At 66.2% G+C, this 15,378-nt stretch carries 15 protein-coding genes and 1 tRNA gene; 11 read left to right on the top strand and 5 right to left on the bottom strand.

Annotation, left to right across the window (positions count from 1 at the left end; all coding sequences use genetic code 11):
* The first annotated feature begins 131 nt into the window (after nucleotides 1–131).
* From hemC to AC3WUT_RS15715, 7 genes are all read left to right on the top strand, one after another.
* A complete protein-coding gene (hemC, locus tag AC3WUT_RS15745) occupies nucleotides 132–1,100 on the top strand; it encodes a hydroxymethylbilane synthase (protein WP_492348018.1) in 969 nt (322 codons plus the stop codon).
* Nucleotides 1,101–1,114: 14 nt separating this feature from the next.
* Nucleotides 1,115–1,912, top strand: a complete 798-nt coding sequence (locus AC3WUT_RS15740) for a uroporphyrinogen-III synthase (RefSeq protein WP_492348017.1) — start codon at nucleotides 1,115–1,117, stop codon at nucleotides 1,910–1,912.
* Complete coding sequence (locus tag AC3WUT_RS15735; protein ID WP_492348016.1) at nucleotides 1,909–3,021, top strand: uroporphyrinogen-III C-methyltransferase; 1,113 nt, start codon at nucleotides 1,909–1,911, stop codon at nucleotides 3,019–3,021. Before AC3WUT_RS15740 ends, AC3WUT_RS15735 begins: the two co-directional genes overlap by 4 nt.
* A gap of 16 nt (nucleotides 3,022–3,037) precedes the next feature.
* Nucleotides 3,038–4,315: a heme biosynthesis protein HemY gene (locus AC3WUT_RS15730; RefSeq protein WP_492348015.1), complete on the top strand. Its 1,278-nt coding sequence runs from the start codon at nucleotides 3,038–3,040 to the stop codon at nucleotides 4,313–4,315.
* 185 nt (nucleotides 4,316–4,500) lie between these two features.
* Entirely contained in the window at nucleotides 4,501–5,067 is a 567-nt protein-coding gene (locus AC3WUT_RS15725) for a cytochrome b (protein WP_492348014.1), read from the top strand.
* Nucleotides 5,068–5,140: 73 nt separating this feature from the next.
* Complete coding sequence (locus AC3WUT_RS15720) at nucleotides 5,141–5,719, top strand: YceI family protein (RefSeq protein ID WP_492348013.1); 579 nt, start codon at nucleotides 5,141–5,143, stop codon at nucleotides 5,717–5,719.
* Nucleotides 5,720–5,794: 75 nt separating this feature from the next.
* Nucleotides 5,795–6,370: a YceI family protein gene (locus AC3WUT_RS15715; RefSeq protein ID WP_492348012.1), complete on the top strand. Its 576-nt coding sequence runs from the start codon at nucleotides 5,795–5,797 to the stop codon at nucleotides 6,368–6,370.
* A gap of 95 nt (nucleotides 6,371–6,465) precedes the next feature.
* On the opposite strand, the gene AC3WUT_RS15710 is transcribed toward AC3WUT_RS15715, so the two are convergent.
* Both AC3WUT_RS15710 and AC3WUT_RS15705 read right to left on the bottom strand, forming a co-directional pair.
* Nucleotides 6,466–7,545 (bottom strand): adenylate/guanylate cyclase domain-containing protein, encoded by a 1,080-nt coding sequence (locus AC3WUT_RS15710; RefSeq protein ID WP_492348011.1) that lies wholly within the window; start codon nucleotides 7,543–7,545, stop codon nucleotides 6,466–6,468.
* A gap of 14 nt (nucleotides 7,546–7,559) precedes the next feature.
* A complete protein-coding gene (locus tag AC3WUT_RS15705; protein WP_492348010.1) occupies nucleotides 7,560–8,405 on the bottom strand; it encodes a hypothetical protein in 846 nt (281 codons plus the stop codon).
* 291 nt (nucleotides 8,406–8,696) lie between these two features.
* On the opposite strand from AC3WUT_RS15705, the gene AC3WUT_RS15700 reads away from it, so the two are divergent.
* Nucleotides 8,697–11,588: a valine--tRNA ligase gene (locus tag AC3WUT_RS15700; protein ID WP_492348009.1), complete on the top strand. Its 2,892-nt coding sequence runs from the start codon at nucleotides 8,697–8,699 to the stop codon at nucleotides 11,586–11,588.
* Nucleotides 11,589–12,476, top strand: coding sequence for a UTP--glucose-1-phosphate uridylyltransferase GalU (gene galU / locus AC3WUT_RS15695; protein ID WP_492348008.1), 888 nt, complete (start codon nucleotides 11,589–11,591; stop codon nucleotides 12,474–12,476). It begins immediately after the preceding gene.
* 115 nt (nucleotides 12,477–12,591) lie between these two features.
* Here galU and AC3WUT_RS15690 read toward each other — a convergent pair whose 3' ends face one another.
* The 3 genes from AC3WUT_RS15690 to cysM all read right to left on the bottom strand — a co-directional run bounded on the left by AC3WUT_RS15690 (nucleotide 12,592) and on the right by cysM (nucleotide 14,375).
* A complete protein-coding gene (locus AC3WUT_RS15690; protein ID WP_492348007.1) occupies nucleotides 12,592–12,819 on the bottom strand; it encodes a sulfurtransferase TusA family protein in 228 nt (75 codons plus the stop codon).
* Between the two features lie 64 nt (nucleotides 12,820–12,883).
* Complete coding sequence (locus AC3WUT_RS15685; protein ID WP_492348006.1) at nucleotides 12,884–13,417, bottom strand: NUDIX domain-containing protein; 534 nt, start codon at nucleotides 13,415–13,417, stop codon at nucleotides 12,884–12,886.
* A gap of 55 nt (nucleotides 13,418–13,472) precedes the next feature.
* The gene (gene cysM, locus AC3WUT_RS15680) at nucleotides 13,473–14,375 is read right to left on the bottom strand and encodes a cysteine synthase CysM (RefSeq protein WP_492348005.1); all 903 of its coding nucleotides are present in this window, start codon (nucleotides 14,373–14,375) and stop codon (nucleotides 13,473–13,475) included.
* 39 nt (nucleotides 14,376–14,414) lie between these two features.
* On the opposite strand from cysM, the gene AC3WUT_RS15675 reads away from it, so the two are divergent.
* A tRNA-Leu gene (locus AC3WUT_RS15675) sits at nucleotides 14,415–14,499 on the top strand.
* Nucleotides 14,500–15,132: 633 nt separating this feature from the next.
* Nucleotides 15,133–15,342, top strand: a complete 210-nt coding sequence (locus AC3WUT_RS15670) for a DUF4224 domain-containing protein (protein ID WP_492348004.1) — start codon at nucleotides 15,133–15,135, stop codon at nucleotides 15,340–15,342.
* Nucleotides 15,343–15,378 lie beyond the last annotated feature (36 nt).

The raw sequence follows: 15,378 nt of genomic DNA, 5'->3' as shown, positions 1-15,378 counted from the left end.
CGTCTGTCTCCAAGAGGGTGTGGCGGGCGCGGCTCAAATCCGACCGCTGGGACACAGGCGGTCGGCTTAGGGCGTAATGCGGGGCATGCTAGCATCCAAGACCGCTTGAAGATTACAAAAAGGTTACGAGCTTGAGCCAGCCAGCCGCCCCCATCGTCACCCCCCAACGCGCTCCGATCGTGATCGCCACGCGCGAAAGCCGGCTCGCCCTGTGGCAGGCCGAACACGTCAAGGCCCTGCTGGAAGCGCAAGGCCACACCGTCACCCTGCTGGGCATGACCACCAAGGGCGACCAGATCCTGGACCGCTCGCTGTCCAAGGTGGGTGGCAAGGGCCTGTTTGTCAAAGAGCTCGAAGTGGCCCTGGAAGAAGGCCGTGCCGACATCGCCGTGCATTCGCTCAAGGATGTGCCCATGGACCTGCCCGACGGTTTCGAGCTGGCCTGCGTGATGGAGCGCGAAGACCCGCGCGACGCCTTTGTTTCGCCCCAGTACGCCTCGTTGCACGAGTTGCCCGAAGGCGCCGTGGTCGGCACTTCCAGCCTGCGCCGCACCGTGCTGCTGCGCGCGCTGCGCCCTGATCTGCGCATCGAGCCCCTGCGCGGCAACCTGGATACCCGCCTCAAGAAGCTGGACGACGGCCAGTACGCTGGCATCGTGCTGGCGGCCGCCGGCCTGAAGCGCCTGGGCCTGGCCGAGCGCATCCGCGCCGTGTTCGAACCTGACCACATGCTGCCGGCCGCCGGCCAGGGCGCCCTGGGCATCGAGATCCGAAGTGGGCGCGCCGACCTGCGTGCGGCCCTGGCGCCCCTGGCCCACCAGCGCACCTGGTTGACCGTGACCGCCGAACGCGCCATCAGCCGCGCCATGGGTGGCAGTTGCTCCATGCCGCTGGCCGCCCACGGCGAATGGCACGGCGACGAACTGCGCTTGCGCGCGGCCTGGGGTGACCCGGACAGCGCCAACGTGGCCCTGGTCCAGGCCAGCGGCCAACGCAGCCTCGACTCCCTGGCCAGTGCGGCCGAGCTGGGCGACGAAGTGGCTGAGCTGCTGCAAGCCGGCGGCGCACGCCGCGTGCTGCCCACGCCTGAAATCCCCTGAACACCCGCCACGCCATGTCCGCCCCGCGCGTCCTGGTCACCCGGCCCGAACCCGAGGCCAGTGACTGGGCCCGGCAACTGGGCCTGCGCGGCCTGCGGGCCGAAGCCCTGCCCCTGATCGAGATCGCCGCGCCCCGCGCCGGCGGGCAGCACCTGGCGCAAACCCGGTGGCGCGCCCTGATGTTTGTCAGCGGCAATGCGGTGCATCACTTTGCCACCACACCCGGCGCCCAGGCCTGCCTGAGCGAGGCCCGCTGCTGGGCCCCCGGGCCGGGCACGGCCCGCGCCCTGCTGGCCGCCGGCGTGCCGGCTGAACGCATTGACACCCCGCCCGCCGAAGCCGGGCAGTTTGACTCGGAACACCTGTGGCCCCAGGTGCAGGCCCAGATCCAGCCCGGTGATCAGGTGCTGATCGTGCGCGGCGTCGACGCCCCTGCCGATCCGGCTGCGGCCCTGCCCCCAGAGCAGGCCGGCCGGGGCTCGGGGCGCGAGTGGCTGAGCCAGCGCATCACCGAGGCGGGTGGCCAGGTCAGCCACCATGTGGCCTATGAGCGCCGCCCACCGGCCCCGGCCGGGGTCTTGCGTGAGCGCGCCCTGGCCGCGGCAGGTGATGGCACGGTGTGGCTGTTCAGCAGCTCCGAAGCGGTGCGCAACCTGCAAAGCTGGTTGCCCGAGGCCCGCTGGCAAGGCGCACGCGCCCTGGTGACCCACCCACGCATCGCCGAAGCGGCGGCCCGCGCGGGCTTTGGACAGGTGCTCGCCACCCGCCCGACGCTCGAAGACGTGGCGGCCTCGATAGAATCCCTGACATGAGTTCAGTGCCACCGATCGACACCCCGACCGACGAGTCCCGTCCGCCTCAGCCGACTGCGGACGCGCCGGCAACACCGCGCACCGCCTTCAGCCGGCCCGGCCAGCCCTTGACCTGGGCTGCCCTGGCCGTGGCGGGCCTGGCCCTGGTGGCCAGTGTTTCCCTGTGGCAGAAGATCGGCAACCTGCAAGAGCAGCTGGCGCGCCAGTCGGCCGACAGCAGCAGCCAGGCCATTGAAGCCCGCGCCCTGGCCCGCCAGGCCCAGGAGCAGGCACGCGATACCGCGGCCCGGGTCAGCCTCAATGAAACCCGGCTCAGTGAAGTGGCCCTGCAGCGCACCCAGCTCGAAGAGCTGATGCAAAGCCTGTCGCGCTCACGCGACGAAAACCTGGTGGTCGACATCGAATCCTCGCTGCGACTGGCCCAGCAACAGGCCCAGCTGACAGGCAGCGTCGAGCCCATGCTGGCCGCCCTCAAAACGGCCGACCAACGCATCGCCCGCGCGGCACAACCCCGCCTGGCCCCCTTGCAGCGGGCGATCCAGCACGACAGCGACCGCATCAAGTCGGCCAGCGTCACCGACACGCCCGGCCTGTTGGCGCGCCTGGACGAGCTGGCCCGCCAGGTCGACGAACTGCCCGTGCTCAATGCCGTGGCCAATGCCCCAGGGCGCCGACCGGCCCCACCCACCACCACCACCGCCACCGCCCCGGCCAGCGCTGCCGCCCAGGCCCAGGACTGGTGGGACAACACCGCCGGCAAGGCCCTGGCCCTGGTGCGCGACGAAATGCGAAACCTGGTCCGCGTGAGCCGCATCGACCAGCCCGAAGCCGCGCTGTTGGCGCCTGAACAAAGCTTTTTCCTGCGCGAGAACCTCAAGCTGAAGCTGCTCAATGCCCGCCTGGGCGTGCTGGCGCGCCAGACCGAGTCGGCCCGCGCCGATCTGGCCGCTGCCGCCACGCAGATCAACAAGTATTTCGATCCAGCCTCGCGCCGCACCCAAAGCGCCGCCACCTTGCTGCAGCAACTGCAAAGCCAGCTCAAGGCGGTCGAGTTGCCGCGCCTGGACGAAACCCTGACCGCGCTGGCCACGGCCGCCGCGGGCCGCTGAGGAAAAGAGGCCCACCATGCGCGCAGCCTTGTGGTTTCTGGCCCTGTTCGGCATTGCCGTCGCCATGGCCTTGTTTGCCGGCAACAACCAGGGCACGGTGACCCTGTTCTGGCCGCCCTACCGGATCGACCTGTCCCTGAACATGGTGCTGTTGCTGCTGGTGGGCGGCTTCGTGGTGCTGCATGCCGCCCTGCAGGCCCTGGCCGCCCTGTTCGAGATGCCCCACCAGGCGCGCCGCTGGCGCCTGCAGCAGAAAGAGCGCGCCATGCATGGCGCCCTGCTCGACGGCATGATGCATTTGCTGTCGGGCCGCTTTGTGCGGGCCAGCAAGGCCGCCGAGGCCGCGCTGGCGCAGGAGCACTCGCTCAGCGCCAGTGCCCATTACGGCGGTGCCGGCCACCAACTGCGCACCCTGGCCCACCTGGTGGCCGCCGATGGTGCCCATGCGCTGCAAGACCGACCCCGCCGCGATGAGCACCTGCGCCAGGCGCTGGAAGAAACCGCGCTGCGCCAGAACGCGCAGACCCAGGAACTGCACGAAGGCGCCCAGCTGCGCTCGGCCCGCTGGATGCTGGACGACCGCGACGCCTCCGGGGCCCTGGCCCGACTCGAAGACCTGCCCCAGGGCGCCTCGCGGCGCACCATTGCCTTGCGCACCCGCCTCAAGGCAGCGCGCCTGGCCGGGCAGACCCTGATGGCCCTGGAAACCGCCCGCCTGCTGGCCAAGCACCGCGCCTTCTCCACGGCCGCCGCCCAGAGCATCGTGCGCGGACTGGCGGCCGAGCTGCTCAACTCGGCCCACGACCCGGCCCAGTTGCAGCAGGTCTGGCAGCAGCTCGACCCGGCTGAACGCCAGATGCCCGAACTGGCCCTGCAGGCCGCGCTGCGACTGAACCACCTCGGCGGTGACGACGTGCAGGCCCGGCATTGGCTGCTGCCGGTGTGGGAACGCATGGTCAGCCTGCCCGATTCGCTGCCGGAGCACCTGCAACAGAAGTTGATCGAAGCCCTGGAACACAGCATGGAATCGCTGGACGCCTCCTGGCTGGCGCGCATCGAAAGCGCCCAGCAGGCCAACCCGCGCAACGCCCGGCTGGAGTATCTGGCCGGCGTGGCCTGCCTCAAGCGCCAGCTGTGGGGCAAGGCCCAGCAACTGCTGAGCCAGGCCAGCCAGCACCTGGAGGCCGGCCCCATGCAGCGCAACGCCTGGCGGGCACTGGCCCTGCTGGCCGAACGGCGCGGCGATGAGCCTGCCGCGGCGGCTGCCTGGCGCAACGCCGCCCTTTGCCCTTGAGCGCCGCTTCATGCCCTGAAGGCGGTTTGGCCGCCGCGCCATCGCGTTGGGCATTCAATTTTTTTGAATCGAAGCGTCAATCACGCTGAAACCCGGAGGCGGACGCGCTTCCTACACTGCAGACAGTTCAGGAACTTGTTGTTGATCAAACAGTCCACACAACGTCTTCAATCCGGGTTTCATCCATGACCTCTGTTTCACACGGCACCCCCAAGCGCTACAGCGCGCTGGCCATGGCCCTGCACTGGCTGCTGGCGGCTGCGCTGCTGGGGACCTTCTGCCTCGGCCTGTACATGGCTGATCTGCCTTTCTCACCGCAACGTCTCAAGTACTACAGCTGGCACAAATGGGCCGGCATGTCGATCCTGATCCTGTCGGTGCTGCGGCTGCTGTGGCGCCTCACGCACCGCCCGCCCGCACTGCCGGCGGCCGTCGAGCAAGCCATGCCGGCCTGGCAGCGTGCTGCCCACCATGGCACCCACCACCTGTTGTACCTGCTGTTCTTTGCCGTGCCCCTGATCGGCTGGGCCTACAGCTCGGCCGCCGGCTTCCCGGTGGTGCTGTTTGGCGTGCTGCCGATGCCTGACCTGCTGGCCCCCGACAAGGCCCTGGCCGAGCTGGTCAAGCCCTGGCACGAGATCGCAGCCTGGGCTCTGGCGACCCTGGCAGCCCTGCACGTGGCGGCCGCCCTCAAGCACCAGTTGATCGACCGCGACGGTCTGATCAACCGCATGCTGCCAGGCCGCGGCTGAACCGGGCCCCTTCTTTCTGCTCTCCGATTTCCATCTTTTCCAGCCGGCCCGTTGGCCGCAACAGGAGTGAACCATGACGACGATTTTCAAGCGTGCTCTCGCCGCCTCACTGGCCCTGAGTGCCATCGCAGCCTTTTCCCCGGCTCACGCCGACCAGAAGCTGGTCCCCGCCCAAAGCGAGATCGTGTTCGTCAGCAAGCAGATGGGTGTGCCGGTGGAAGGCCGCTTCAAGAAGTTCGACGCCCAACTGAGCTTTGACCCGGCCAAGCCCGAAACCAGCAAGATCGCCATGACGGTGGATGTGGCCAGCGCCACCCTGGGCGTGCCTGAAAGCGATGCCGAACTGCCCAAGGCCCCCTGGTTCAACACCGCCAAGTTCCCGCAGGCCACCTTTCAGTCGACCTCGGCCAAGGGCCTGGGCGGCGGCAAGTTTGAAATCAGCGGCAAGCTGAGCATCAAGGGCCATGCCCAGGATGTGGTCGTGCCCGTGACCCTGACCCAGAACGGCGCCACCACCCTGGCCACTGGCGTGCTGCCCATCAAGCGCCTGGTCTTCAAGATCGGCGAGGGCGAATGGTCGGACACCGGCATGGTGGCCGACGACGTGCAGGTGAAGTTCAAGTTTGCGCTGACTGGCGTGGGCAAGCTTTGATCCGTGCTGCTTCCTGAATCCCGTCCATTTTCTTTTCCCCCGTTCCCTTTTCCTTTCCAACAGGAGTTTTCTACCATGCGTATTTCGATGATCGCCCTGGCCGCTGCTGCCGCCCTCTCTGCCGGTCTGGCCCAGGCTGAAACCGCCACCTACGGCGTTGACCCGACCCACACCTTCGCGACCTTCGAAATCAGCCACTTTGGTGCCGCCGTGAACCGTGGCCGCTTCGACAAGAAGGAAGGCACCGTGCAACTGGACAAGGCCGCCAAGACCGGCAAGGTCGAGATCACCTTCGACGCCACCTCGATCAACAGCGGCACCGCTGCCTTCGACAAGCACCTGCAAAGCGCCGACCTGTTCAACGCGCCGCAGTTCCCCACCTTCAAGTTCGTGGGTGACAAGTTCACCTTCGACGGTGACAAGGTGAGCAGCGTGGCCGGCAACCTGACCCTGCTGGGCAAGACCGCCCCGCTGACCCTGACCGCCAAGCAGTTCAACTGCTACCAAAGCCCCATGCTCAAGCGCGAAGTGTGCGGCGGCGACTTCGAAGCCACCATCGACCGCACCCAATGGGGCATGAACTACGGCATCGACTGGGGTTTCCCGAAGAACGTGCACCTGGTGGTGCAAGTGGAAGCCGTCAAGCAGTGATCGGCCAGCGGGCATCATTGATGCCTGCCTGAACAAGCCGCCGCAGCCCCTGGGTGCCGGCGGCTTTTTGGCGCCTGCCCTGCACTGGGGCCGCCTCAGCGCGCCGCCACCAAAAGCTGCACAAAGGTCTGCAGCCGGGCGCTGCTCTCAACGCCGATGGCGGTGAACTCCAGCCCGGCGCGCCAACGCGCCTCGAAGGGGCGACACTTGACCACCTTGGCGTACACATCGCTGACCGTGAAATCAACCAGCAGCAAGGGGAACTCCAGCTTCAGCTCGGAAAAGGGCTCCAGTGGCTGGTCCAGCTCGATCTGCAGTCCGTAGTAGCCCACGTCGATGATCACGGCAGGCCAGTGCGACGGCAGCACCACCTTGTGCTGCAGCTCCTGCATCGTGCAGGGCAGGCGCACCTCCACACGGTGGCTGCGCCGCACTTCAGCGCGTGGCACATGCAGCCCGCGCGACGGGATGGCCACCACCTCACGCACCCGGACGGCCTCGCTCTTGCCCTTGACATGCACCTCCATGGGGCCGGAGGCCTCGACCAGATGCGCGCAGCGCTGGTAGGTGTGCTCGCTGACCAGCACCTGCCCGCGCAGACTGAAGGATTCGATGCGCGAGGCCAGGTTGACCTCATCGCCGATCACCGTGTACTGCGAATAGGCAGCCGAGCCAAAGCGGCCCGCGATCACCTGCCCCGTGTTGATGCCGATGCCCATGTACAGCTCGGGCAGGCCCTGCGGCGGCCCCTCCCGATTGAGTTCGGCCATGGCCAGCTGCATCTCGACCGCGCACACCAGGGCCCGCTCCACGTCGTCCGGACGCCCCTCGGGCGCCCCGAACAAGGCCATCACCGAATCACCCATGAACTTGTCGATGGTGCCGCCGTGGCGCAGGATCACTTCGCTGAGCACGGCCAGGCAACGGTTCAGCAAAGCGATGATGACGCCGGCGGGCTGGGTGGCCGTGAGCGCCGTGAAGCCGCGCAGATCGGCCAGCACCACCGTCACCTCACGCTGATGCACCGGGCCGCTCCAGGGCGCCTGCACGCCCTGGCCGGTGAGCGCCAGCAACTCGGCCAGGCCGTCGGGGCTCAGCACCTGCCCGGTGTCACGGCGCACCAGGGCCTGCACGCGCAAGGCCTGGGCCGAGGTATCGATGTCGATCCTGTCCATCTGTTCTGGCTCCCTCAAAACCGCCAGCCCGTGGACAGGCGCCACATGTTCTGACTGCTGAAATTGACGTTGGGGTCCCAGGCCAGGTGCACAAAGGTGCGCGCGCCGTCCAGCCCCAGCGACCACCCCAGGCGCCGGATGCCCTGGCCATCGACCAGCCCGGTCTTGCGCAACACATCCACCGTCAGCCGCAGCCCATCGGCCACCGGACCTCGATAGACCAGGTGCAGGTGCTGCTGATCGGGGTTCTGCCGGTTGTCGCGCACCACCAGCACCGACAACGAGCGGGATTCAGAGGGGCGGTAAGCCGCCCAGGCCATCCAGGCATCGTTGGGGTCGAAGTTGAGGTTGACATAAGGCCGCAGATTGGTGCGCCCCAGGCCCGCCCCCGCCACCCAATGCTCCCCGCGCTCCAGGCCCAGGCTGCCCCCGGCAAAGCCGCCCGAGGCCAGCTGCAACGAGGGTTGCAGGCGCCAGCCCCCGGGCAGCGGCACCGATCGGTCCCAGCCGCCACGCCATTGCGTGCCCTGGCCATCGGCCTGGTAGCGCCCCAGCCAGACATTGCCACTGCCGTAGCCATAGCGCAGGTTCAGGTCGGCACCCGTGCTGGCAGCTTGCCCGCCACCCTGCATGGGGTACAGACCGAAGGTGAGTTTGTAGGGGTGATCGGGTGCCGCAGCCGAGGTGGGCGCCGACGCAGGCTCTGCCGCGTCGGCAGTGCCTTGATCGGCCCAGGCGGCGCCGAGCAGGCTGCTGAAGGCCGCACAAGCCAGCATCCGCGCCCCCCACCCCCGGCTGCCCCATGGCGCAGCCAAGACCTTGGGCCAGGCCAGGCGATGCTCCGTGACGATCGAGTTCATAAGATCGCAATTATGGGTCCGGATCAACCGGCCAGCGCTGCTGAGCGGCATGCGCCCGCCCACCAAGCCCCCACTCACAAGGCCCCCAGACGCCCCCGCAGCGCCCTGTGGGCCAGGGGCCCAGCCGCCGCTTCAGTTTCAATAGCAGGTGCTGTTTGACCCGCCAGCACGGGCCGGGCCATGCGAATCTGAACGGGCGCCGGGGATATGGGCCGCTGGGCCGCTAAAATCGGCCTCATCCTGCAACAGTCTCCAACGGCACCCCAGGGTGCCGTTTCCATTTGCCACGCCATGAGCGACACCATTCAACAGCCCGGGCTGAACAGCCTTTCGAAATCCTTTGAACCTGCTGCCATCGAGGCCCAGTGGGGCCCCGAATGGGAAAAGCGAGGCTACGGTGCCGCCGGCTTCCGCGGCACCGGCGCGGCCCAGGCCGAAGCACCCTCGTTCGCCGTCCAGCTGCCGCCCCCCAACGTGACCGGCACGCTGCACATGGGTCACGCCTTCAACCAGACCATCATGGACAGCCTCACGCGTTACCACCGCATGAAAGGCTTCAACACGGTCTGGGTGCCTGGCACCGACCATGCCGGCATCGCCACCCAGATCGTGGTGGAGCGCCAGCTGCAAGAGCAAAAGCTCAGCCGCCATGACCTGGGCCGCAAGAACTTCGTCAGCAAGGTGTGGGAGTGGAAAGAGAAATCCGGCAACACCATCACCACCCAGATGCGCCGCATGGGCGACAGCGTCGACTGGAGCCGCGAGTACTTCACGATGGACGACAAGCTCTCCAGCGTGGTGACCGACACCTTTGTGCGCCTGTATGAGCAAGGCCTGATCTACCGCGGCAAGCGCCTGGTCAACTGGGATCCGGTACTGATGTCGGCCGTGTCCGACCTCGAAGTTGAAAGCGAAGAAGAAGACGGCAGCCTGTGGCACATCGCCTACCCGCTGGCCGATGGCTCGGGCAGCCTGACCGTGGCCACCACCCGCCCCGAAACCCTGCTGGGTGACGTGGCCGTGATGGTGCACCCCGAAGACGAACGCTACACCGCCCTGATCGGCAAGATGGTGAAGCTGCCGCTGACCGACCGCGAGATCCCGGTGATTGCCGACGACTACGTGGACCGTGAGTTCGGCACCGGCGTGGTCAAGGTGACCCCGGCGCACGACCAGAACGACTACGCCGTGGGCCAGCGCCACGGCCTGCCGATGATCTGCGTGCTGACGCTCGAAGCCAAGATCAACGAGAACGCCCCCGCCAAATACCAGGGCCTGGACCGCTTTGTGGCCCGCAAGGCCGTGGTGGCCGACCTGGAAGCCGCCGGCGCCCTGGTCGAGGTGAAAAAGCACAAGCTGATGGTGCCGCGCTGCACCCGCACCGGCCAGGTCATTGAACCGATGTTGACCGACCAATGGTTCGTGGCCATGAGCAAGGTCAGCGAGCAAGACCCCACGGGCAAATCGATCGCCCAGAAGGCCATCGACGCCGTGGCCAGCGGCGAGGTCAAGTTTGTGCCCGAGAACTGGGTCAACACCTACAACCAGTGGATGAACAACATCCAGGACTGGTGCATCAGCCGCCAACTGTGGTGGGGCCACCAGATTCCGGCCTGGTACGACGAAGACGGCAACGTGATCGTGGCCCGCAACGAAGCCGAAGCCCAGGCCAAGGCCCCGGGCAAGACGCTGCGCCGCGACGAAGACGTGCTGGACACCTGGTATTCCGCGGCTCTGGTGCCTTTCAGCACACTGGGCTGGCCCAACCAGGGCGATTCGGCCACCGACGACTTCAACCTGTACCTGCCCAGCACCGTGCTGGTGACGGGCTACGACATCATCTTCTTCTGGGTCGCCCGGATGATCATGATGACCACCCACTTCACGGGCCGGGTGCCCTTCAAGCATGTGTACATCCACGGCCTGGTGCGCGATGCACAGGGCAAGAAGATGAGCAAGTCGGAAGGCAATGTGCTCGATCCGGTGGACCTGATCGACGGCATCTCGCTGGAGCCCCTGCTGGAGAAGCGCACCACCGGCCTGCGCAAGCCCGAAACCGCCCCGCAGGTGCGCAAAAACACCCAGAAAGAGTTCCCCGAAGGCATTCCGGCCTACGGTGCCGATGCGCTGCGCTTCACCTTTGCGGCGCTGGCCTCGCTGGGGCGCAGCATCAACTTCGACAGCAAGCGCTGCGAGGGCTACCGCAACTTCTGCAACAAGCTCTGGAACGCCACCCGCTTTGTGCTGATGAACTGCGAAGGCCACGACTGCGGCCTGATGGAGCACACCAAGGCCGACTGCGCCGTGGGTGGCAAGGCCCATGGCTACATGAGCTTCAGCCAGCCCGACCGCTGGATCGCCTCGGTGCTGCAACAGGTCGAGGCCGATGTGGCCAAGGGGTTTGAGGAATACCGCCTCGACAACGTGGCCAACCGCCTGTACGACTTTGTCTGGAACGAATTTTGCGACTGGTACCTGGAAATCGCCAAAGTGCAGATCCAGACCGGTGATGTGGCACAACAACGGGGCACCCGTCGCACGCTGATCCGCACGCTGGAAGCCATCCTGCGTCTGGCGCACCCCATCATTCCTTTCATCACCGAAGAACTGTGGCAAATCGTGGCCCCTGTGGCCGGCCTCCAGGGCGAATCGATCAGCGTGACGCGCTACCCCGAGTCGCAGCCGTCCAAGATCGACCCCGACGCCATCGCACATGTCGAGCGCCTGAAGGCCCTGGTCGATGCCTGCCGCAACCTGCGTGGCGAGCTGGGCGTGTCGCCCGCCACCCGCCTGCCCTTGCTGGCCGTGGCCAGCCAGCCCGAGGAAGCCACCTTCCTGCAACAATCGGCCGCCATACTGCAGGCACTGGCCAAATTGAGCGAAGTGAAGCTGTTCGCCACCGAAGCCGAATGGGCCGAAGCCGCCCAGGCCGCCCCGGTGGCCGTGGTGGGTCAGGCCCGGGTGTGCCTGTTCGTGGAAATCGATGTGGCCGCCGAGAAGGCCCGCCTGGCCAAAGAGGCGGCCCGCCTCGAAGGCGAGATTGCGAAGGCGCAAGGCAAGTTGTCCAACGAAGCCTTTGTGGCCAAGGCCCCACCGGCGGTGATTGAACAAGAGAAAAAGCGGATGGCCGACTTCTCGACCAAGTTGGCCGGTATCGAAGATCAACTCAGGAGGATGAAATAAATGAATATCAAGCAGACTGTTCGCAAGGCGGTTTTTCCGGTCGCAGGGCTGGGCACGCGCTTCCTGCCGGCCACCAAGGCCAGCCCGAAGGAAATGCTGCCCGTGGTCGACAAGCCGCTGATCCAGTACGCCGTTGAAGAGGCCCATGCCGCGGGCATCGACCACATGATCTTCGTGACCGGCCGCAGCAAGCGTGCCATCGAAGACCACTTCGACACCGCCTACGAACTGGAAGCCGAACTCGAAGCCGCTCACAAGACCGAGATGCTGGCCCGACTGCGCGAGCTGCGCCCCGAGGGCATGACCTTCTCGTACGTGCGCCAGCCCCGCTCCATGGGCCTCGGACACGCTGTGCTGTGCGCCGCCCACCTGGTGGGCAACGAGCCGTTTGCCGTGCTGCTGGCCGACGACCTGATGTCCGCCCCCACCGGTGGCGAGCCCGTGATGGCGCAGATGACACGCCAGTTTGCCAAGCTGGGCCGATCGATCCTGGCCGTGCAGGAAGTGCCGCTGGAACACGTGCGCCGCTACGGCATCGTGGTGGGCGAGCCGGTGGATGACCGCGTGCTCAAGGTCAGCCACATTGTTGAAAAGCCCATGCCCGAAGTTGCCCCTTCACGCATGGGCGTGGCGGGCCGCTACGTGCTGACCCCGGCCATCTTCGACATGCTGGCCAACCAGCCCCGCGGTGCCGGTGGTGAGATCCAGCTGACCGATGCCATCGCCCGCCTGATGACCACCGAGGCCGTTTACGCCTGGCAGTACGAAGGCAAGCGCTACGACTGCGGCAGCAAGGAAGGCTTTCTGGAAGCCACCGTGGAACTGGCCTTGCAACACCCCGAGGTGGGCGCCGGCTTCCGCGAATACCTCAAGGGCCTGACGCTCTGAGGCCCCCGGGGCCAGGCCTGGCCCCAAAGCGCTGCCCCCAGTCAACGTGACGCTTAAAAAAACAGCCACCCGGGCTCCAACCCGGGTGGCTGTTTTGTTTGGCGACGTGCCCGGCTCAGCGGCGGCGCAGCACGTGAATGAACTCGTCGCCCTGGGCCTTCTGCTCCACCAGCTCGTTGCCGGTCTGCTTGGCAAAGGCCTGGAAGTCGCGTGTCGAGCCCGGGTCGGTGGCCACCACCTTGAGCAATTGGCCGCTCAGCATGTCCGTCAGCGCCTTCTTGGCCTTCAGGATGGGCAACGGGCAGTTCAGGCCACGCGTGTCGATTTCTTTGTGGATGTCCATCTGGGTTCCTCAGTCTTGGGCAATTCTACGCAGGACCAGCCCGGTGGATGGCGATCATGGCCGATCAATCTTCGCGTCGTGGAAACTCGATGAAGCGCGGCTCGATGCCACGCGCCCGCAACCATTGGGCCAGGGCCAGCCCGGTGCCGGCCGGCCAACACATCACATCCTGCGGATCAAGCAACTTGTATTCGACCAACTCGGGCGACAGGCTGATCTCGCCCTCGGCCACCGCGTGGTAGGTGATGATGACCTGGTTCATGCGCTGAAAATCAGCCACCCCCACCAGGTCCAGCGACAACACATCCAGGTTGGTCTCTTCCTTGATCTCGCGCGCAATGCCCTCTTCGGGGGTTTCGCCGGCCTCCATGAAGCCCGTGATCAAGGCGAACATGCGCCCCGACCAGGCCGCATTGCGGGCCAGCAAGACCTGCCCCCGGTACTCGATGATGGCGGCCAGCACCGGCGTGGGGTTGTTCCAGTGCGTCCAGTCGCAGGCCATGCAACGCAGCCGGAGCTTGTCGCCCCCGTCTTCAGCCTGAGAGATCCATTCGAGCGACGTGGCGCATTGCGGACAAAAGCGGAATTCTGCAGCCATGAAACCCCTCCTCGGGCGATCGGCAAGCGGTGTTGAACGGCGTTGGCCTGCGCTGTCAGGCCGGAAACACGCCCGTGGACAGGTAGCGATCGCCCCGGTCGCACACGACAAACGCGATGGTGGCGTTTTCGCAGCCCCGTGCAATCTCTTGCGCGACCCAGCAGGCCCCGGCCGCAGAAATGCCGGCAAAAATACCTTCTTCACGCGCCAGGCGACGGCAGGTCTCTTCGGCATCGTCCTGCGACACGTAGACCAATTGATCCACCAGGCTGGCGTCATAGATGCTGGGCAGGTAAGCCTCTGGCCACTTGCGGATGCCCGGGATGCGCGACCCCTCGCTGGGCTGGGCACCGATGATGCGCACCGCCGGGTTCTTTTCTTTCAGAAACCGGGCCACACCGGTGATGGTGCCGGTGGTGCCCATGGCGCTCACGAAGTGGGTGATGCGCCCGCCGGTCTGCTCCCACAATTCGGGGCCGGTGGTCTCGTAATGGATGCGCGGATTGTCGGCGTTGCCAAACTGATCCAGCACCCGGCCTTTGCCCTCGCGCTGCATCTGCTCGGCCAGATCGCGGGCGTACTCCATGCCACCGCTCTTGGGCGTCAGCAACAACTCGGCACCAAAAGCCTTCATGGTCTGCGCACGCTCGATCGACAGGTCCTCGGGCATGATCAACACCATGCGGTAACCCCGGATGGCCGCCGCCATCGCCAGCGCAATCCCCGTGTTGCCCGAGGTGGCCTCGATCAAGGTATCGCCGGGCTTGATCTCGCCCCGCTCCTCGGCACGGCGGATCATCGACAGTGCCGGCCGGTCTTTCACCGAACCTGCCGGGTTGTTGCCCTCCAGCTTGGCCAACACCACATTGCCACGCCGCTGGTTGTCGGCCACACCGATGCGCTGCAGCGCAATCAACGGCGTTTTGCCGACTGCATCTTCAATGGTTGGGTAATTCATGCCCAACACTGTGCCATAATTTCGTTCTAGCGTTTTTTTGCCCGGGTGGTGAAATTGGTAGACGCAGGGGACTCAAAATCCCCCGCCGCAAGGCGTGCCGGTTCGATTCCGGCCCCGGGCACCACTTACAGATCAAGCACTTACGTGCGATTGATGGGTAAGAGCAAAGAAACGTTCTGCATCCGTTCAACGTGATGTTCCGCTTTTGACCGACAGCCACCCATTGAGGTGGCTTTTTTGCGCCCTGAAGGTTACGCCGAGCCCACCCTAACAAGGTGTCCTGCGAGCCGGCAGCAGCCCAAGCGCGGCACGGTGGCCCGCGTGGACATGAGCAGGCCAGCCCGCTACGCCATCACCAAGAGGGGCCTCTAGGCCGTCAACGCCGTGGCCAATGGTCAGGGCAACCTGGTGCCGCACACGCTGGTGGTGGCGGTGCCGACGCCCGCCGCCCCCCCCCAAACGGCGCATCTGCAGCCGGTATCGGCTTGCCGGGCGTCTGTCGAGTCCTACAAGGCCCCAGAGCTGCGGCCCTTTGATGGGCGGCCTAGGGCAATGGATGCGTTTGCGCTGCCGAGTCGGATGAGCAAGACACTGCATTACCGCGGCGGGCGGTCGGAGGCTGCCGTATGACCCAACGAGTCACTTTCGCGCTTGGCGCCGGGGGCCACCCGGCTGCAGCCCCACTCAAGGACCGCGCGAACCAAAAGGAAGTTGAAGTCCATCGATTCATGCCTGCCATTGAAAACCGGAGAGGACCATGGAAAACGAGTTTCTGACGCCAGATGAGGTCCGGGCAATCACCGGGGTGCGCCGCCTCGATGATCAGGAGCGCGTCTTGAAAGCCGATGGCATCCCATACAAACGCCGCGGCCGGCAAATGATCGTGTCCCGCTTCCACACTCGCGAATGGCTTTCCGGGCGAGTCGTAACGCCTTCCCGCGGCATCAACCTGGCTCTGGTGAAATGACTGGAAAGTACCCCCGCCTAAGGTCACACACGCGCA

The organism is Curvibacter sp. EU05-FHT14A10, from assembly GCF_058791075.1.
This window is presented reverse-complemented; position numbering and strand designations above follow the sequence as displayed.